The following is a 19,364-nucleotide window of genomic DNA, read 5'->3' on the forward strand; positions in this document are numbered from 1 at the left end:
CAATCTCCCAGACGTCAATCAGAGACGGGGAGTGTGACATTCCAACTTTGCAGAAACAGGACACTTCAACTTTGCGGCCACATCCAAAGATCGCATAAGACAGCTTATGGAACTATAATATCACCCGGCCCAAACCGATACAGCAAGCGTGTTTCGGCATAGTCCATGAATATCGCTGTTGAACCGCACGACTCGTGCCCTCTCGATTTTTGAGTTTTTCCGATAATCTTTCCTTGCAGACCCATGGAAATCCATCCGAGAAACGTCTCATTCCCAAAATAGACGATTGCGGGTCGGCTTCGGGTGGACGCGGAATTGGATGCAGAGCTCATAGAACGGGCGCAGCGCGGTGACCGGGAGGCCTTCGGGCAGTTCGTCTCGCAGCACTATGATTTTATCCACGCCATGGCATGGCGATGGTCGGGCAGCTCAACCGACGCCGACGATATCGCCCAGGAGGTCTGCGTCAAGCTCGGCTCGGCCATCCGGGGCTTTCGCGGCGCCAGCCGGTTCAGGACATGGCTCTATACGCTGACGCTGAACGCTGCCCGCGACCACAGGCGCAAGCACGCGCGCGAGCAGCAGACGGTTCGTGCCTACACCGACGAACCGCAGCGGGACACGACCGAAGAAGACGATACGGTCTCGACCGAGCTGTGGACGGCGGTGCGGGCTCTGCCGGAACGTCAATGCGCGGCTGTGCTGCTCGTCTATGGCGAAGGCCTCAGTCATGCCGCCGCCGCCGATGCGCTGGGGTGCTCGGAGGCGACCGTTTCCTGGCACGTCCACGAAGCGCGCAAGAGGCTGAAGGCCATGTTCGGCAAGGAAGAGGTATGATCTTGGACAAGGAACTCGAAAAACTCTCCCGCCAGATGCCGCCGACGCCGGATCCGGAGGCGCGTGCGCGCGCACTTGCTGCGGCGATGCAGGCCTTCGACGAAGCGGCAGATCAATCTCTGACCCAAGGAAATACGAAGGGCCGGCGTCAAAGCTCCATCTTCAACTGGATATGGAGTCCCGCCGTGAACAAGAAATTCCTCGCCGGTTCGGCCCTTGCAACCCTGCTCGTCGTCGCCCTCGCCGGCTATCTCACGATCGAGATGAGCCGTCACGGCGTGCCGATCAGCAATCAGGACAGCATTGCTCTGGACGAGGAGCGGCCCGCCGCTCCTGAACCGGGTATTGCGGAGACGACGGGCTCCGGCGACGCCGAGACCGCCGCGCTCAAAGGAACGGCAAAGAGTGCCGCCGAAGCCCAGGACGCCGTTGAGCTCCCGGCGCCTGCCGCATCGAGCGTCGTCGCCACGAAGCCGCAGTCGGTCGCTCCAATGAGCGCACCCTCCCTCGCCCCTGTTCCACTCATGGGGGAGAGCGGCCTGTTTCAGCCCGATCAGAATCGCGAGCGGTTCGCCAACGCCGATGATAATCCGATCAGGAGCGTGGCGACGGATCCGGTTTCGACCTTCTCCGCCGATGTCGACAGTGCGTCCTATTCCTTCGTTCGTCGTTCCCTGACCGGGGGGGCGATGCCCGATCCCCAGTCGGTCCGCGTCGAGGAGATGATCAACTATTTCCCGTATGACTGGCCCGGCCCCGAAAGCGCCGATGCGCCCTTCAAGGCGACCGTGACCGTGATGCCGACGCCGTGGAATCGCGACACGGAACTGATGCATGTGGCGATCAAGGGCTATGATCGCACGCCGGCAACGACGCCGCGTGCCAACCTGGTGTTCCTGATCGACGTGTCGGGCTCGATGGACGAGCCGGACAAGCTGCCGCTGCTCAAGAGCGCGTTCCGTCTCCTGGTCAACAGGCTGAAGGCCGACGACACGGTCTCGATCGTCGCCTATGCCGGCAATGCCGGGATCGTGCTCGAACCGACACCCGCGGCGGAGAAATCAAAGATCCTCTCGGCAATCGACCGACTGGAGGCCGGAGGCTCGACCGGCGGCGCCGAGGGGATCGAGGCGGCCTACGAGCTCGCGCAGCAAGCCTTCGTCAAGGATGGCGTCAATCGCGTGATGCTGGCGACGGATGGCGACTTCAACGTCGGGCCGTCGAGCGACGAGGACCTGAAGCGCATGGTCGAGGCGAAACGCAAGGACGGCATCTTCCTGACCGTCCTCGGCTTCGGGCGCGGCAATCTCAACGATTCCCTGATGCAGACGCTTGCACAGAACGGCAATGGGAATGCCGCCTATATCGACACCCTGGCAGAGGCGCGGAAGACGCTGGTCGAGGAAGCCGGATCGACGCTGTTTCCGATCGCCACGGACGTCAAGTTCCAGGTGGAATTCAACCCGGCGCGCATCGCCGAATACAGACTGATCGGCTACGAGACACGGACCCTCAACCACGAGGACTTCAACAACGACCGTGTGGACGCCGGCGACATCGGCTCCGGCCACAGCGTCACGGCGATCTACGAGATTACGCCCAAGGGAAGTCCTGCTGTCATGAACGACGACCTGCGTTACGGCGCGAGCAGCGCGGTTCCGGCGGAGACATCAGGCGACGCCCATCGGGGCGAGCTTGCCTTCGTCAAGATGCGCTACAAGCGGCCGGGCGAAGAAAAGAGCGCCCTCGTCACCCTGCCTGTCGACGACAAGAACGCCGTCACCTCGCTCGACGCCGCGCCGCAGGACGTCCGCTTCTCGGTGGCTGTCGCCGCCTTCGGCCAGAAACTGCGACGCGCCGCCCTCCTCGACTCCTATTCCTACCAGGCGATCGCCGATCTCGCGTCTGCAGCGCGGGGCCCGGACCCCTACGGCTACAGGTCGGAATTCGTCGGGCTTGTGCATCTGGCCGAGGGCCTCGACCAGCGATGAGGAGCCAGCGGAGCGCCGATGAATGTCCCTCGTCGGCGCTTGCCACGGCACTTCTGGCGTGACGAGATCTCGGCAGACCCGAAGCCCCCGTGCAAACGCATCACGCCGTCGCGCCTGCGAACACCTCGAAGCCGGTGTCGAAAACTGAAGGTTCCGGCGGGCGCTGCGGTGACTCGAACGCCTTCTCGATCGCAGTACGGCCAATGAGAAAACGGTTCGAGCGGATCGTCGAAAGCGGCTGCGGCAGCTCCCGGCCGATATCGAGACCGTTGAAGCCGAAGATCGCGAGCTGGTCCGGGATCGAGATTCTAGCGGCCATGCAGTGGAAAATGCCGCCGACGGCCATGTCGTCGTTGGAATAGACGATGACATCGAGCCCGGGATGCTCGGCACAGAGCCGTGCCGTCATCTCCTTGCCGACGCCGACGGAGCTCGGCGCTTCCGCGATCGCTTCCGCCGTGATCGTCAGGCCGGCGTCCCGCAGCGCGTCCACAAGGCCGTCGTAGCGAAGACGCGCCCGCCGGTCCGCCGTCCAGTCGTGGCCGGCATAGCCGAAGCGGCGATAGCCGCGCCCGACGAGATAACGCCCCGTAGCGTATCCGGCACGCCGGTGCGACATGCCGACGGCGATATCGATCGGAACCGCATCGATATCCATCATTTCGACGACGCGGATATCGCTTTGAATGAGCATGCGGCGCGTCGCGTCGGTGTGTTCGAAACCGGCAATCAGGATTGCGCTCGGTTTCCAGGACAGCAGCCCGCGCACGACCGCCTCCTCGCGGTCCATGTCGTATTCGGTGACGCTGATGACCGGCTGGTTCTCACTGTCCCGCAGGGCGGCGTGGATGCCCTGAAGCACTTCGGGAAAGACGATGTTCGAGAGCGAAGGGATGACGACGCCGACAAGATGGGAATCGAGCGAGGCCAGCGAGCCGGCAATCTTGTTCGGCACGTAGCCGGTGGCCCGTACCGCTTCCATCACCCTCTTTCGTGTTTCCTCCGCGACGGGGCCCTTGTTGCGCATGATGCGCGAGACGGTCGACTCGCCCACACCGGCACGCTGGGCAACGTCCTTGACGGTGACCTTGCTCTTCCTGTCGGGCAAACGCAGCCTTGGTTGCGTAGCTTCTCCCATTCTTTTTGCTCCAGTGCCGGTTCAAGAAGACCTGTCGGCTGTTTCCAACCGTTCGTTCCCGTAGAACCTTTATACCAAGTCGTCCGACGCTGCGAAGAGCGCCGGACGACTTGTTTCACAAGAGGCCGTGGCGCGAACGGCGAATACGCTTCACTTCTGTCCGACGTATTTCCGCCACGAGTGCTGCTCCCGGAAGCCGAGGATCTCGCGTGCCTTGCGATTCGACAGCAGGCTTTCGTATTCTCCCATCGGACGCGTGACCTTTACGCCCGGATAGAAGCGGTCGATCAGTTCCTGTGTCGGGAGGTCGGAAGAGGTTTCGTCGTTGGCGGCGTTGAACACCTCAAAGCCCAGCCCGTCCTTGTGAACGGCGAGCTCGACGATCTGACCCAGATCCCGTGCGTCGATATAGCTCCATGCAATTCTCTTGCGGAAACCCGGATCGGCAAACCATTTGGGGAAGAGTTCGTATTCGTGCGGCTCGATCACGTTGCCGATGCGGATGGCATAGATGTCGATGCCCGACCGTAGGGCGAAGGCCTGCGCGGTCTTCTCGTTGCAGATCTTCGACAGTGCATAGCTGTCCATCGGGTCGACGGGGTAATCCTCCTCCAGCGGGAAGTGGACCGGATGGCGGGGCTCGTTGGCGAACACGAGACCGTAGGTGGTCTCCGACGAGGCGATGATCACCTTCTTGATCCCGAGCTTCACCGCCGCCTCGATGACGTTGTAGGTCCCCATCGTGTTGATGCGGAACATTTCGTTGTCCGGCGTGAGCATGATCCGCGGGATTGCCGCAAAGTGGACGACCGCATCCACGGGCTGGGCCCGCAGCGACGGGTCGAATTCGTGCAGGCCCATGTAGCTCGAGAAGGCACTGAACACCTGGCCGCTGTCGGTAATGTCGGTGATCAGCGTGCGCACCTTGGGATTATCGAGCGGCTTGGTGTCGATGTTGAGGACCTGGTGGCCCTGTTCGACGAGGTACTGGACGACATGCTTTCCAGCCTTGCCGCTGCCCCCGGTGAACATAATGCGTTTGCTCATCTCATTCTCCATTGCTGCTGATGCTGCTGTAGGGGATGTCGCCTGCCCGCGGGGTCAGCCCGTCGCGGCGAACATCACGTTTTCCTGGCTGGCTTCCTGGTGGGTGAAGCCACCGGTGATACGGCCCTCCCTGAGGACGATGACCCGGTCGCTGATAGCGAGAACTTCCGGCAGGTCGGAGGAGACCACGATGATCGACATGCCTTCCGCGGCCAGCTTGTTGAGCAGGGCGTGGACCTCGGCCTTCGCGCCGACGTCGATGCCGCGGGTCGGTTCGTCGACGATGAGAATGCGCGGCTTGCGTGCCACCCATTTGGCGATGATGACCTTCTGCTGGTTGCCGCCCGACAGATTGACGACCTTCTGTTCCGGACTCGGCGTCTTGATCCCGAGCGCCTGGATGAATTCCCGGCAGCGCTTCGTCTCGCGGCCGCGATCGACGAAATCGAGCCGGCAATAGTCCGAGAGATGCGTGAGGCTGAAATTCTCGCGGACCGACATGTCGAGCACGAGCCCCTGCCCCTTGCGGTCCTCGGTCACGAAGCCCAGACCCTCGCTGATCGCAACCGAAGGGTCGCTCATTCTGACCGGCTTGCCATCGATCAGGATCTCGCCGACATAGGCCCGGCTGCCGAAGATCATTTCCATGACTTCCGTGCGACCCGCTCCGATGAGCCCGAAGAAGCCGAGGATTTCACCCCTGTGCAGGTCGAAGCTCACATCCCTGACATGGGCGGAATGATGCGTCGGGCGATACATGCCGAGATTGCGCACCGACAGCAGCACTTCGTCGGTGGCATGGGAGACGTGTTCGCCGAAGAACTGCGACAGTTCGCGATCGACCATCTTGCGCACCAGAAGGTCGCGCGTCATTTCGCCGACGGGACGGGAATCCACGGTCTCGCCGTCGCGCATGACGGTCACCATGTCGGCGATCTCGAAGATTTCCTCGAGCCGATGCGAGATGTAGACGATGCCGATATTCTGCGCGGCGAGCCGCTTGACCATGCGCAGCAGGACCGTCGCCTCGTGATGGCTGAGCGACGCGGTCGGTTCGTCCATGATGATGAGTTTCGACTGATAGGAGATCGCGCGGGCGATCTCGACCATCTGCTTTTGTCCGATGCTGAGGTCGCCGACCAGCATCGCCGGATTGAGTTTCATGTCGAGTTCGGCGAGAACGGCGGCGGCGGCCGCATTCATCTTCCGCCGGTCGATCAGCCCGGCCGCATTTACCGGTTCGCGGGCGAGGAAGATGTTCTCCGCGATCGAGAGATTATCGACGACCGCGAGCTCCTGGTAGATGATCGATATGCCGAGGGATCTGGCATGCACCGGATCGGAGATCACGACTTCCTCGCCTTCGACCGAGATCGTACCGCCGGGATCACAGCGCTGCACGCCGGTCATGATCTTCATCAGCGTGCTTTTCCCCGCCCCGTTCTCGCCCGCGATGGCATGAACCTGTCCGCGATAGAGGGTGAGATCGACCCCTTTCAACGCCTTCACGCCCGGAAAGGTCTTTGAGATGTTTCGCATTTCGAGAAATGGGGTCATGGTCTGCTCGAATACCGCTCCGGTGTGAATGGATGCGGAAGCAGTCGGCTCCCGCACCCGAGTTCTGCAGGTGTTACTTCGTGTAGCTGCCCAGATTTTCGGCCGTGACGACCGTGACGCCGGTATCGACGTCCGCCGGGCTCTTCTCCTCACCGGTGATCTGCGCCACCAGGTGCTCGACCGCCAGACGTCCCATCGTGACCGGACGCTGAACCATGATGCCGTCGATGAAGCCGTCCTTGACGCCCTTGACCGTGTCCGGCAGGTCGTCGAAGGCGAACACCTTCAGCACGCCCTTGCGATCGGAGAATTCCTTCTCGGCGAGAACCTTGGCGACCGCGGGACCGCCGACCTGGCTGATACCGAAGATGCCCTTGAGGTCCGGGTTGGCGCGCAGCAGCGCTTCCGTCACCGACACACCGCGGGCCAGATCGTCCTCGGTGCCTTCGGTGGCGGCGATGGTGATCTTCGGATAGGCTTCGAGTGCCTTCTTCACGCCGGCGATGCGTTCGTTCAGGTTCGATGCGCCGAGCTGACCGGTGACGATCGCCACCTTACCCTCGCCGCCGATGGCTTCCGCCATCGCCTTGCCCATGGTCTCGCCCGCAGCTTCGTTGATCGTGCCGATATACATGCTGCGGCCGCTGTTGGCGCTGTCGCTGTCGAAGGTGAGAACGGCAATGCCGGCATCGACGGCCTGCTTGATGATGCCTTCGACGGACTTGGGTTCGTTCACCGAGATCGCGATCCCGTCAACATGCCGCGCGATCAGGTCCTCGATGATCTTGACCTGCGTCGAACCCTGGGTGTTCTGCGGAACGACCCACTGATACTGCACGCCCAGCTTGTCGGCGGCGTCCTTCGCTCCGGTGTTGCAGTCGTCGAAGAACGGGACGGCAACCTTCGGAACGACGGCGACGGTAATGTCGGCCTTGTCCTTGGCAAAGGCTGCACCCGTTGCCAGCAGCGACATCGTCAGGATCGCCGCACGAGCGGAATTGAAAAGTACACGCATGAAATCCTCCTCCTCAACAAGCTCTCCTCGAGCCTGGATTCTTCGTGATTGATTTAGACGTTCGGCATGCTCATTCGTCTTGGCTCAGTTCTTTCCTCCCATGATCCTGCTCCGCAGCACGTCGAGGCTCACGGCGATCAGGATGACGCCGCCGGTGATGGCCTGTTGCGCATAGGTATTGATGTTGAGCAGCACGACGCCGTTGGCGATCACGCCGACGAGCGCCGCGCCGATGACCGCGCCGGTCACGCTCCCTGCCCCGCCGGCCAGACTCGCTCCACCGATCGCGGCGGCGGCGATGACGTCGAGCTCGGACCCGAAGCCGGAAGCCGGCTCGGCCGAAAGATAGCGGGAGAAACCGATGACGCCGGCCAATGCGGCAATCGTTGACGACAGGACATAGACCGACAGCTTGATACGGTCGACCTTGACGCCACTCAGCCGCGCGGCGTGCTCGTTCCCACCCGTCGCATAGACGTGCCGGCCGAAGCGGGTGCGGCGCATGATGACCGCAAAGAGCAGCATCAGGACGACCATGATGATGACCGGAACCGGCACGGGGCCGAGATACCCCTGCCCGAGGACGGCAAATCCCTCCGGCGTCTCGGGCGTCACCGGCACACCGCGGGTGATCATGTACATCAGCCCGCGCCCGATGCTCAGTGTTCCGAGTGTCGCGATGAATGGCGGCAAACCGATGAAGGTAATCAGGAGGCCGTTGCAGAGGCCGAAAACCAGGCCGACGCCCAGCCCGGCGGCAACGCAGATCTCGGTCGGGTAGCCCGCGCTGAAGCAGAGGGCGGTCACGAGCGAGGCAAGCCCCATGGCCGATCCGACCGACAGGTCGATGCCGCCGGTGATGATGACCATGACCATGCCGATGCTCATGATCGCCGTCAGCGAGAAGGCGCGGAACACACCCATCAGGTTGTTCGTCGTGAAAAAGTAGGGCGTATAGAGGCTGATCAGGGCCCCGACCACGACCAACGCGATCAGGACGTTGAACTCGCGCACCTGGAACAGCTTGCCGGCTTCGGTCAGCAGGCGGGAATGCAGCGATCCGGACGCGGTTTGGTGCTGATCGGTCGCAAGCATTTCTCATTCCTCCCAAAAGTTGCTCCGTTGCGCTGCCGCCTTGACCCAAGGGGCTCCTCAACCCCTTCGGCCGTCTCTGTCACCCATTCTCCGGTCGAGAACTGACGGCAGAATGGTCATCGAATGGCAGCGCTGTCATTTTCTTCGTTCAACTCATCGGTCTTGTCAACCGGCTTTTTACGATTTGCGGATATTCGCAATTCATCTGCGGATTCCCGCAAGTCGTGAGCAATGGAGGAGATGCGGCGCTTTTTGGATGTTGCGTTCATCCGTATACGGACGATAATATGGCAGCGCTGTCATCATAAAATCTGCTCGAACCTGATCGCAGGCGAGAAATCGAACCGGAGAGCCCGCTGATGCCCGACGCGACAAAGGCCGCCATGTCCATCGCCATGATTCATACGGTTGCAGGCCTGGTTCCGACACTGGACAAGCTTGCCAGGCGTGAACTGGAGGGCTGGGAGCCCTTCAACATTCTCGATGAAAGCCTGCTGAGGAATACGATCCGGGAGGGTAGCCTCTCGAAAGCGACGATGCGGCGCCTGACACAGTACGTTTGGTCGGCCGTCGACGGCGGTGCCGATGCCGTTCTCGTCACCTGCTCCTCGCTCGGTCCGGCCGTTGATGCCGCGCGACGCCTTTGCCCCGTGCCACTCTTCCGCATCGACACGGGCATGGCCCTCGAAGCGGTGTCGAAATCGTCGCGGATCGGCGTCCTCGCTACGTTGCCGACGACGCTCGGCCCCACCGGCGACGTCATCAGGAGGGCCGCGGCCGATACCGGGCGCGCCGATTGCCGCGTCACGGAAGAGCTGTGCGAGGGAGCGTTCCAGCGCCTGTCGGCCGGCGCCCGCGAGGAACACGATGCCATCGTGGTCGACGGTTTCCGGCGGCTTGCGCCGAAGGTCGACCTGATCGTCCTCGCCCAGGCGTCGATGGCGAATGCGCTCGCCCCTCTCGGCCCCGAGCCGGGCGGCGTGCCGGTGCTGACCAGCCCCGAACTCGGCATGCGCCACGTCAGGGAGCAGCTTTCAGCAGGCGTGCCCCGGCGGTGAACGCGCCGGGGCCTGCTCGTGCAGACCACGACATCAAGGCTGCCGGGCGGTGTCCCGGGCAGCGTCAAGCCAAGGAGTAGAATATGGAATATCGGCAACTCGGCCGCTCTGGCCTCAAGGTCTCGGCGGTGAGCATGGGCACCTTCTCGTTCGGCGGCAAGGGCGATTTCGCCATGGTCGCAAGCCAGGGCGTCAAGGAGGCGCAACGGCTGGTCGACACCTGTATCGACGGTGGCATCAACCTCTTCGATACCGCCAACATGTATTCCGCCGGACGTTCGGAGGAAATTCTCGGCGAGGTCCTGGAAGGACGTCGTGACAAGGTTCTCGTCTCCAGCAAGGCGCGAATGCGGATCGGGGACGGCCCCAACGACGAAGGCGTGTCGCGCTATCACCTCATCCGCGAATGCGAGCGGAGCCTGAAGCGCCTGCGCACCGACCATATCGACATCTATTTCATGCACGAATGGGACGGACTTACCCCGGCCGAAGAGATGCTTTCGGCGCTGGACACGTTGGTCAGTCAGGGAAAGGTCCGCTATGTCGGCTGCTCGAACTATTCCGGCTGGCACATCATGAAGGTGCTGGGGGTTGCGGATCTCAAGAATTATCCCCGCTTCGTCACGCAGCAGATCCACTACACGCTGGAAGCGCGGGAGGCGGAATACGAGCTCCTGCCGATCTCCGTGGATCAGGGCCTCGGCGTCATGGTCTGGAGTCCGCTCGCGGCCGGTCTTCTTTCAGGCGCGTTCCGCCGCGATCGGACGCCTTCCGACTCTCGCCAGGCGGCCGGGTGGAGCGAACCTCCGATCCGCGACAAAGAGCGCCTGTGGACCATCGTCGACGTTCTGGTCGAGATCGCCGGAGCACGAGGCGTCACGCCGGCTCAGGTCGCACTGGCATGGACGCTGTCACGACCGGCAATTGCCTCCGTCGTCGTCGGCGGGCTGACTGAACAGCATTTCCGCGACAACATCGCCGCGGTCGACCTGGAACTGAGCATTCAGGAGCTGGAACGACTGAACGCCGTCAGCCGTCTCCCCTACATCTATCCCTATTGGCACCAGCACAACTTCGCCAGGGAACGCTTCTGCGCAGGCGACTGGGCTCTGCATCAAAGCTACGAAGATCTCGGGAAAATCTGAGGAAGGCAGGCGGGTCCGGGACCCGCCTCCAAGACTTGCCTCCATCTCCGGCCGGATCAGCCGGCGAACGCCTTCAGCCAGCCGAGCCCGGCGACGGTTTCGCCCGCCGGGCGATATTCACAGCCGACGTAGCCGGCATAGCCGAGCGCATCGAGCTCCCGGAGAACCCGGAAATCATCGAGTTCTCCGGTTCCCGGTTCGTTGCGTGTCGGCACCGATGCGATCTGGATGTGGCCGGTGATCGGCATCAACTCGCGCAGCCCTCGGATCACGTCGCCATGAATGATCTGGCGATGATAGATGTCGAACTGCAGCTTGAGATTGCGGCGGCCCATATCGGCGATGAGGTCGGCGGCGAAATTGAAATCATTGAGGAAATAGCCCGGCATGTCGCGCGGGTTGATCGGCTCGATCAGCACGTCGAGGCCCGCCTCCCCGGCTTTGTCGCAGGTGAACGCCAGCGAGGAACGGTACGTGGCGCGGGCCTTGGCGTCCGAACGATCGGCGAGCCCGCTCATCACATGCAGCCGCCCGACACCGGTCGCCCGCGCATAGCGCAATGCCGTCTCCACGGATTGGCGGAACTCCCCTTCCCTTCCTGGCACCGCAGCCAGTCCGCGTTCTCCGCCCGCCCAATTGCCGGGCGGGAGATTGAACAGCGCCTGGGTCAACCCGGCGGCGTCCAGCCGCGCGCGGATGACGTCCGGCTCGAAGTCGTAAGGGAACAGAAACTCGACCGCCTCGAAACCGGCGGCAGCGGCAGCCGCGAACCGGTCGAGAAATCCGGCCTCGTTGAACATCATGGTCAGATTTGCGGCAAAGCGCGGCATGCTCACTGCCTCCCCGGCGCTTCGGGCAGTTTCAGTCCGGCGACCTGCGCCAGAAGGCGGGCAACCGAGGCGTCGTCGTCACGCCCCATGCCGGCGGCCGACGTCATGATGAACATCTGCAGGGCCGTCGAGGCGATCGACAGCGGGAACTTCAGGTCCCGCCCGATATCGGAAACGATCCCGAGATCCTTCGTGAAGATATCGATCGCGCTCCGCGGCGCGTAATCGCCCTCGAGGATATGCGGAACGCGATTTTCGAACATCCAGGAGTTGCCGGCGGACGCGGTGATGACTTCGTAGACCTTGTCAATGTCGAGGCCCAAGGCCTTGGCGAAAGTGATAGCCTCGCATGCAGCCGCAATGTGAACGCCGGCCAGCAACTGATTGACAATCTTGAACGACGCGCCGATTCCGGCCCGATCCCCCAGCTCGTAGACCTTCTGCGCAATGGCGTCGAGCACGGGGCGAACCTTGTCGAAGGCCTCCGGCCGGCCCGACGCCATGATCGTCAGCTGGCCCGCGGCGGCCTTACCGGCGCCGCCGCTGATCGGTGCGTCGATATAGTCGCGCCCCTGCGCCTGCACACGCTCTTCGAAGCCGCGTGCCATATCCGGCCCCATCGTGGCGAAGGAGAGCACGACGCCGCCCTTCGCCATCGCCGCAACCACACCGTGGTCGCCAAAGAGGACGGTTTCCGTCTGGTTCGCATTGACGACGACGGTGATGACGACATCCGCGCCGTCGGCCGCTTTGGCCGGGTCGCCGTTCGCCTTTCCGCCGGCCTCGACAAAGCGCGTCATCGCGGCCTCGCTGACGTCGCAGCCGGTCGTCTCGAAGCCGGCGCGCAGCAGCGAGGTGGCGACCCCCATTCCCATGGACCCGAGCCCGACGACGCAGACTTTCAAACCCGTTTGATTGCTCATCTATGAAAACACCTTCTGATCCGTCGTCATCCTGCCGCTCCGCAGGCGCTTGCTTTTCCTCTCCCGGAAAAGTAATGATAGCGTTGCCACTACATGGTTAGCCCATCTGCGAATTCCATTGCAAGCCCTTATTTTCGCCAGAAGATCAACGGCTTCGATGCGTTTCCGGAGGGCCGGCCCGCGGCCGGGCGGCCGCAGTCATATCTGGGAGGAAGAATGTGCTGATTGGCGCTGTTGCCGATGACATCACCGGGGCCACGGACCTGTGTCTCATGCTCTCTCGCGAGGGCATGCGCACGATCCAGGTGATTGGCGTGCCAACCGATGATGTCGAGCTTACTGACGCGGACGCCGTCGTCGTTGCCCTGAAATCGCGCACGATCCCGGCCGCAGAGGCGGTCGAGATGTCGTGTGCCTCCGCCCGCGCGCTTCTGGCCGCCGGCGCCGAGCAGCTCATCTTCAAATACTGTTCGACATTCGACTCCACGGATGCCGGCAATATCGGGCCGGTCGCGGAAGCGCTGCAGGATCTGACCGGGGCGCCGGTGACGATCGCCTGTCCGTCGTTTCCGGCCGCCGGGCGCACTATCTACAAGGGACACCTCTTCGTCGGCGACAGGCTGCTCTCGGAAAGCCCGCTCAAGGATCATCCGCTGACGCCAATGCGTGATCCCGATCTGGTGCGGGTGCTGCAGCGGCAGTGCCGCCGGCCGGTCGGCCTCGTGCAGGCCGAGACCATTGCGAAGGGTCCGGACGCCGTGAAAGCCGCCTTCGCCGAGCAATATGCCGCCGGCAAGCGCATACTGATCGTCGACACGCTGAGCGACGCCGATCTCAGGACAATCGGCAAGGCCTGCGTCGGGATGAAGCTCGTGACGGGCGGTTCCGGCGTCGCCATGGGACTGCCGGAGAATTTCAGGCAGAGGCGCGGTTTCGTGCCGCCGCCGAGGGAGACGCGGATGGCGGCCCCGGCCGGCCGCGCGGCCATTCTCGCCGGCTCATGTTCGGCGGCGACGCGCGGCCAGATCGAGGCAGCGAAAGCCGCAGGGCTGCCCGTGCTGCGGCTCGACATCGCTGCCGTCGCGGATGGGCGCCAGACGGCCGCCGATCTCGCCCAGTGGGCGATCAACACGCCGGCCGATCGACCGCCGCTGATCTACTCCAGCGCCGGTCCCGACGAACTGGCCGAGATCCAGACGCGGATGGGACGCCACGAGTCCGGTGCCCTAGTGGAAAGAACCCTGGCGGACGTCGCGCGTCGCCTCGCGGGCGCCGGTTTCTCCCGCTTTCTCGTCGCCGGCGGGGAAACGTCCGGCGCGATCGTCGAGGCGCTCGGTGTCAAGGTCCTGCTGATCGGGCCGGAGATCGACCCGGGCGTGCCGTGGACGCGAAGCATTTCGGGTCCCGATCTCGCACTGGCGCTCAAATCGGGAAATTTCGGTGCCGCGGACTTCTTCCTGAAGGCATGGGATCTGCTTGAATTGGAGACCGCAGATGCATGATCTCAACCGTCTGCGTGACGAGGTCTGCCGTGTGGGTCAGTCGCTGTTTCAAAGGGGGCTGACCTCCGGATCGACTGGCAATATCTCGGTCAGGACGCCCGACGGCGGCTGGCTGATGACGCCGACCAATGCCTCGCTCGGGAACCTCGACCCCGCTCGCCTCTCCCTGTTCGACGCGGAGGCCCGCTTCATCGACGGGGACGCGCCGACGAAGGAAGCGTTCCTGCATTTTTCGATGTACGGCGAACGTGCGGATGCCGGCGCCGTCGTGCACCTCCATTCGACCCATTCGACCGCGGTAAGCATCATGGCCGATGTCGATCCCGAGGATGTACTGCCGGCACTGACCGCCTATTACGTCATGCGCGTCGGGCGCCTGCCCCTCGTTCCCTATTACGCGCCCGGCGACAAGGCACTCGCCGAGGCGGTGCGCAGCCTCGCCAGCCGGCACCATGCCATGTTGCTCGCCAATCACGGACCGGTCGTCGCCGGGACGAGCCTCGCCAACGCGCAGTATGCAACGGAAGAGCTCGAAGAGACGGCAAAACTCTTCCTGATGCTGCAGAACCACGCCAAGCGCGTCCTGACGCCCGAGCAGGTCGCGGATCTGCGCCGACGCTTCGCCCTTCCCTGACCGGCCGCGCCGATCAGCAAACCCTATTTTCGATAGATTCGCAGGAGAAGAAAACTATGAACACGACGGCAAATGAAACGGTGGGCTTCGTCGGGGTCGGCCTCATGGGTCACGGCATGGCCAAGAACATCGTCGAGAAGGGATATCCCCTGACGGTCATCGCTCACCGGAACCGCAAGCCGATCGAAGATCTCGTCTCCCGCGGCGCGACGGAAGCGAAGTCGCTCGAAGAGCTCGCTGCCGCGTCCACCATCGTGTTTCTCTGCCTCACCAGTTCAAGGGAGGTCGAAGCCGTCGTCAACGCCATGAAGCCGAAGCTCGCCCGCGGGGCCGTCATCGTCGACTGTTCGACGGGGGACCCGACCGTCACCGCCCGGCTGGCGGACGAACTGAAGGCGCTCGGCATCCATTTCGCCGATGCCCCCTTGAGCCGAACGCCGAAGGAAGCCTGGGAAGGCACGCTCGATGCGATGGTCGGCGCCGACGATGATATCTTCGCACGAATCCGTCCGGTGATTGCGACCTGGGCCGGGAAGATCGTTCACATCGGCGGCATCGCCGACGGTCACCGGATGAAGCTGCTGAACAACTTCATCGCGCTGGGCATGGGCGCGCTGTTCGCGGAGGCGATAGCGCTGTCACGCAAGGTGGGGATTTCGGTCGACCGGTTCGACAGCGTGATCCGCGGCGGTCGCATGGACAGCGGCTTCTACCAGACCTTCATGGGCTATGTCCTCGAAGGCAACAGGGAAGCGCACCGGTTTACGTTGTCGAACGCCTACAAGGATCTCAAATACCTGGAATCCATGGCGAATGCGGCGACCGTCGCGACGCCGCTCGCCAGCGCGACGAAGAACTCCTACGCGGTTGCGGTCGCCGGCGGCGGCGGCGGACCGGAAGACTACGTGCCGCATCTCGCCGACTTCATCGCGAGACTCAACGGGCTGGAGACGAAATAGGCCGGCCATCCGGGATACGTGACGAGGGGCAATCGGGCGTGAGGTGTTTCCGCGCCGGAGCCTCTCGTCCGGGCTCCACGTCGGCGCACATCCCCGGAACGCGTGTCGGCGTCTTCACTAACCGCCCAGAACCGACATGTGGCGCCCAATACCGCTCTCGGCCGGACGAAAGGCGTCGAATGTGTGGCCTTTCGGCTTGCGCGACAAGGCACCGCGGATCAGTTGGTCAACGACCGACAAGTCGCCGGACCCGCGCAGAGCATCGCGAAGGCCGATAGCGCCCTCCTGCCCAAGGCAGGTGAAGAGATCACCGGTGCAGCTGACGCGCACCCTGTTGCAGCTTGCGCAGAAATCGCAAGACAAGGGCGTGATGAATCCGAGGCGGCCATTCGTTTCTGCGACCTGCACATAGCGAGCGGGTCCGCCGCTGCGATCCGGGACAGGGACGAGTGTCCACCGTTTCTCGAGCGACCGCCGCAAATGCTGGAGAGACAGGAAACTGCCGCTGCGGTCGTGGCCGGTATTCCCGAGAGGCATTTCCTCGATCAGCGTCAGGTCCATTCCGCGACGATGGGCGAAGTGGATGAGGTCATCCACTTCCTCTTCGAACGCTCCGGACATCGCGACCGTATTGATCTTCACCCTGAGGCCGGCGGCGAGCGCCGCGTCGATACCGTCGAGGACCGGCGGCAGGCGTCCGCGGCGCGTGATCTGCGCGTAGCGGTCGGCGTCGAGAGTATCGAGTGAGACATTGACGCGGCGCACGCCCGCCGCAAAGAGAGCCTCGGCATGACGGGAGAGAAGCGTGCCATTGGTGGTCAGGGTCACTTCGTCCAGATCGCCATCGTCCAGATGCGGTGCAAGAAGCTCGAACAACTGCATGACGTTCCTGCGCACCAGCGGTTCGCCACCCGTCAGCCTGATCTTGCGCACACCGCCCCGCATGAACACGCATGCCAGCCGATAGAGTTCCTCGAGCGTCAGCACCTCGCGCCGTGGCAGGAAGGCCATCTGCTCGCTCATGCAATAGACGCAGCGAAGATCGCAACGGTCGGTCACGGACAGGCGCAGGTAGGTGACCTGCCGTCCGAAACCGTCGACCAACGGAGAGTGCGCCGAGTGAGTTGCCGGGGCGAACCCCCGTTCATGCCGCATCGCGAAGGTTCCTTGCCGCCCGCACCGCGTGCCGCGCCCAATCGAGGACGTCTTGCCGATCAGGCGCGAGAAGACACCCGAGTTCGCCGGAAAACTGGTTCCACGCGGGCAGGTACTCGTCGCGCACGACCGTCAGCACCGGGATGCCCCGGACGCATGCCTCCTCGATCACGGCCCGGAATCCCTGCCCTTCGGACTCGCCCTTGCCGAAACGGTTGAGAACGAGCAGGTCCGTATGGTCGTCGAGGCGCGCCAGCAACGATCCGGCGACCGCCGCAAGGGCCTGCGGGTCGAGCCTGCATCCGCGCGCGCCGGAGCCCAGCGCTTGCGAGATCGCGACCAACTCGCCGGTGCCTATATCCTGGAGCGCAATCTCGCCGCAACATTCGCCGTCGCCCGTGCCTTCCCACTGCAGGAAGCCGATGACCTTTTGTCCGTCCACGCCGAGCACCACGGCGGTCGCCTTAAGGATGTCGTCCACCGGACAGTCTCTCTGGACATGGATGGCAGCCTGAAGCGGAAAGGCGAAGTCGTTCATGTGATCTTCCATGAGAGGTCCTTCCTGCAGAAGGGCATCCAGTCGATGACGTCGCCGCGCGCCACATGCATGGAATCGGCAGCGAGTACGATAACGCCGTCGCCGAGCGACAATGGCATGAGCGCCGCGGAACTGCCATGCCCGAGGGGCTCGACGATCGGCAGGCCGCTCTCGGTTCGGCCGACCACTTGCCCCGGCAGATACTCGGTCCGCCCCGGCCTGCGCTCCCATCCGACGCCGGCCACGGCCGTCTCCGGCCTCGCGCTCGGGCCACCAAGCCCGAGCATCGCGCCGATCTGACGGGCGACGAAGAGCTGGAAGCCGACATAGGCCGACAGGGGATTTCCCGGCAATCCGGTCACCAGCGTGCCTGCGATGCGACCGAAGAACACCGGTTTGCCGGGCTTGAGCGCGACGCGCCAGGCCTCCACCGTTCCGCCGGCGGCAAGGAGTGCCGGCCGGACGAAATCCCTGCCGCCGACCGAAGCGGCGCCGGAGGTGAGGATCAGGTCGAAGCGGCCGGCCGATGTGAGGAAGATATCGGTCATCCTGTCCATGTCGTCCGGGCAGATGCCGAGGTCGGTCATCTCGGCCCCGAGCCCTTCGCAAAGCGCAAGCAACATCGGTCGATTGGCATCGTGAATACTCGCGCCTTCCTCGCCGAGCTCGTCGCCGGTCGAAAGCACCGCGATCCGCGGCCGGCGGACAACCGGAATGTGACCATGACCGTTGCCGGCAAGAAGACCGACGTGGCGACCGCCCAGCATCGTGCCCGCAGAAACGAGCAGATCGCCCGATGCGATGTCCTCGCCTGCCCGGCGGATGTTGTCGCCACGCCGGGGGCGAACGTGAATCAACACCGTGTCACCCCGGTCGTCGCACTTCTCCTGCATCACCACCGCGTCCGAGCCGGCGGGGACCGGCGCACCGGTGAAGATGCGCAAGGCCGTTCCTGCCGTAAGGACGAGTGCCGCCGCACCGGCGGCGATCGTGCCGGCCACCGGGAGATGCCAGGGCCCCTCACCCGCGAAATCGGAAAATGCCACGGCAAAGCCGTCCATCGCCGAATTGTCGAAGAGCGGCATCGGGCGTCCGGCGCGGAGGCTCCGGGCCAGCACCCGCCCGCGAGCCTTGTGGACGGCGACATCTTCCACAGCCGTCAACGGCTGCACCATGCCGACTGCGATTTCGACGGCCTTTTCGACGGGCTTGAGGGGGACGTGGTCTCGCCCCCCGTCGCATCCGCAGACCAACTCGGGCAACCCGTCCATCATACCCTCCCTTCGTGTTCGGTCGCGGTTTGCGTCTCATCACAGCGAAACTCGGCGGTTTTCCTGTCGCAACCGCAGCCGAGGTCGCGCAACAGGCCGTCGCGCAAGCCGTAGATCCACCCGTGGATCGCAAGACTGCGCCCACGCTTCCACGCCGACTGCACGATCGGTGTATGAGAAAGATCTTCGACCTGGTGGGCGACGGTCAGTTCACACAGACGGTTCAGCCGCTCCTCCTCGTCGACAATCGCATTCAACTCGCGACAGTGGGCCTCGGCGACATCGCGGATCGGCTGCAGCCAGTGGTCGATTATGCCGTGCCGATGCCCGTCCATTGCTGCGCGCACCCCGCCGCAACCATAGTGACCGCAGACGATGATGTGCTTGACCTCCAGTGTCTCGACGGCAAACTCGAGGACCGACAGCAGGTTGAGGTCCGCCCGGTGGACGAGGTTTGCGACATTGCGGTGGACGAAAACCTCGCCCGGTTGCAGGCCGGTGATGACATTGGCGGGAACCCGGCTATCCGAGCATCCGATCCACATGTATTCCGGCCGTTGCAGCGCCGACAGTCTTTCGAAGTAGCGGGGGTCCTCCGCACGCTTCGCCGCGGCCCATCGAACATTGTGATCAAAGAGGTCGGAGAGCATCAGGGCGCCCCTGCCGTGC

At 63.6% G+C, this 19,364-nt stretch carries 18 protein-coding genes; 7 read left to right on the forward strand and 11 right to left on the reverse strand.

The window, feature by feature from the left end:
• Window positions 1–315: 315 nt before the first annotated feature.
• Window positions 316–837 carry an RNA polymerase sigma factor gene (locus EUU22_RS01515; protein WP_129330352.1) on the forward strand — a complete coding sequence of 174 codons (522 nt, stop codon included), beginning with the start codon at window positions 316–318 and terminating at the stop codon, window positions 835–837.
• Entirely contained in the window at window positions 834–2,828 is a 1,995-nt protein-coding gene (locus tag EUU22_RS01520) for a vWA domain-containing protein (RefSeq protein WP_129330353.1), read from the forward strand. Before EUU22_RS01515 ends, EUU22_RS01520 begins: the two co-directional genes overlap by 4 nt.
• 100 nt (window positions 2,829–2,928) lie before the next feature.
• Here EUU22_RS01520 and EUU22_RS01525 read toward each other — a convergent pair whose 3' ends face one another.
• The 5 genes from EUU22_RS01525 to EUU22_RS01545 all read right to left on the reverse strand — a co-directional run bounded on the left by EUU22_RS01525 (window position 2,929) and on the right by EUU22_RS01545 (window position 8,680).
• The gene (locus EUU22_RS01525) at window positions 2,929–3,966 is read right to left on the reverse strand and encodes a LacI family DNA-binding transcriptional regulator (protein ID WP_129330354.1); all 1,038 of its coding nucleotides are present in this window, start codon (window positions 3,964–3,966) and stop codon (window positions 2,929–2,931) included.
• Between the two features lie 150 nt (window positions 3,967–4,116).
• Entirely contained in the window at window positions 4,117–5,013 is an 897-nt protein-coding gene (locus tag EUU22_RS01530) for an NAD-dependent epimerase/dehydratase family protein (protein ID WP_129330355.1), read from the reverse strand.
• Window positions 5,014–5,067: 54 nt separating this feature from the next.
• Window positions 5,068–6,570 (reverse strand): sugar ABC transporter ATP-binding protein, encoded by a 1,503-nt coding sequence (locus EUU22_RS01535; protein ID WP_129330356.1) that lies wholly within the window; start codon window positions 6,568–6,570, stop codon window positions 5,068–5,070.
• Window positions 6,571–6,643: 73 nt separating this feature from the next.
• Window positions 6,644–7,585, reverse strand: a complete 942-nt coding sequence (locus tag EUU22_RS01540) for a sugar-binding protein (protein ID WP_129330357.1) — start codon at window positions 7,583–7,585, stop codon at window positions 6,644–6,646.
• An 84-nt stretch (window positions 7,586–7,669) separates the two neighbouring features.
• Window positions 7,670–8,680 (reverse strand): ABC transporter permease, encoded by a 1,011-nt coding sequence (locus EUU22_RS01545; protein WP_129330358.1) that lies wholly within the window; start codon window positions 8,678–8,680, stop codon window positions 7,670–7,672.
• Between the two features lie 359 nt (window positions 8,681–9,039).
• On the opposite strand from EUU22_RS01545, the gene EUU22_RS01550 reads away from it, so the two are divergent.
• On the forward strand, window positions 9,040–9,738 hold the full coding sequence (locus tag EUU22_RS01550) for an aspartate/glutamate racemase family protein (protein ID WP_129330359.1): 699 nt from the start codon (window positions 9,040–9,042) through the stop codon (window positions 9,736–9,738).
• 83 nt (window positions 9,739–9,821) lie between these two features.
• Window positions 9,822–10,883, forward strand: coding sequence for an aldo/keto reductase (locus tag EUU22_RS01555; RefSeq protein ID WP_129330360.1), 1,062 nt, complete (start codon window positions 9,822–9,824; stop codon window positions 10,881–10,883).
• A 56-nt stretch (window positions 10,884–10,939) separates the two neighbouring features.
• On the opposite strand, the gene otnI is transcribed toward EUU22_RS01555, so the two are convergent.
• Together otnI and ltnD are read right to left on the reverse strand one after the other, a co-directional pair.
• Window positions 10,940–11,713, reverse strand: a complete 774-nt coding sequence (gene otnI / locus EUU22_RS01560; RefSeq protein ID WP_129330361.1) for a 2-oxo-tetronate isomerase — start codon at window positions 11,711–11,713, stop codon at window positions 10,940–10,942.
• Window positions 11,714–11,715: 2 nt separating this feature from the next.
• Window positions 11,716–12,636 carry an L-threonate dehydrogenase gene (ltnD, locus tag EUU22_RS01565; protein WP_129330362.1) on the reverse strand — a complete coding sequence of 307 codons (921 nt, stop codon included), beginning with the start codon at window positions 12,634–12,636 and terminating at the stop codon, window positions 11,716–11,718.
• A 218-nt stretch (window positions 12,637–12,854) separates the two neighbouring features.
• On the opposite strand from ltnD, the gene otnK reads away from it, so the two are divergent.
• From otnK to EUU22_RS01580, 3 genes are read left to right on the forward strand one after another with little or no spacing between them, the layout of a single operon-like run.
• Window positions 12,855–14,138: a 3-oxo-tetronate kinase gene (gene otnK, locus EUU22_RS01570; RefSeq protein WP_129330363.1), complete on the forward strand. Its 1,284-nt coding sequence runs from the start codon at window positions 12,855–12,857 to the stop codon at window positions 14,136–14,138.
• Window positions 14,131–14,772 carry a 3-oxo-tetronate 4-phosphate decarboxylase gene (gene otnC / locus EUU22_RS01575; RefSeq protein ID WP_129330364.1) on the forward strand — a complete coding sequence of 214 codons (642 nt, stop codon included), beginning with the start codon at window positions 14,131–14,133 and terminating at the stop codon, window positions 14,770–14,772. The genes otnK and otnC overlap by 8 nt, the downstream gene beginning before the upstream one ends.
• 32 nt (window positions 14,773–14,804) lie before the next feature.
• Window positions 14,805–15,731 (forward strand): NAD(P)-dependent oxidoreductase, encoded by a 927-nt coding sequence (locus tag EUU22_RS01580; RefSeq protein ID WP_280956456.1) that lies wholly within the window; start codon window positions 14,805–14,807, stop codon window positions 15,729–15,731.
• Window positions 15,732–15,848: 117 nt separating this feature from the next.
• Here EUU22_RS01580 and moaA read toward each other — a convergent pair whose 3' ends face one another.
• From moaA to can, 4 genes are read right to left on the reverse strand one after another with little or no spacing between them, the layout of a single operon-like run.
• Entirely contained in the window at window positions 15,849–16,886 is a 1,038-nt protein-coding gene (moaA, locus tag EUU22_RS01585) for a GTP 3',8-cyclase MoaA (protein ID WP_129330366.1), read from the reverse strand.
• Window positions 16,876–17,436 (reverse strand): DUF2478 domain-containing protein, encoded by a 561-nt coding sequence (locus EUU22_RS01590; protein WP_245484878.1) that lies wholly within the window; start codon window positions 17,434–17,436, stop codon window positions 16,876–16,878. Before EUU22_RS01590 ends, moaA begins: the two co-directional genes overlap by 11 nt.
• On the reverse strand, window positions 17,421–18,695 hold the full coding sequence (locus EUU22_RS01595) for a molybdopterin molybdotransferase MoeA (protein WP_165351043.1): 1,275 nt from the start codon (window positions 18,693–18,695) through the stop codon (window positions 17,421–17,423). Before EUU22_RS01595 ends, EUU22_RS01590 begins: the two co-directional genes overlap by 16 nt.
• A complete protein-coding gene (gene can, locus EUU22_RS01600) occupies window positions 18,695–19,345 on the reverse strand; it encodes a carbonate dehydratase (protein ID WP_129330368.1) in 651 nt (216 codons plus the stop codon). The genes EUU22_RS01595 and can overlap by 1 nt, the downstream gene beginning before the upstream one ends.
• Window positions 19,346–19,364 lie beyond the last annotated feature (19 nt).

The sequence above is a fragment of the Ciceribacter ferrooxidans genome (assembly GCF_004137355.1).
In the GTDB taxonomy this organism is placed as follows: Bacteria; Pseudomonadota; Alphaproteobacteria; order Rhizobiales; family Rhizobiaceae; genus Allorhizobium; species Allorhizobium ferrooxidans.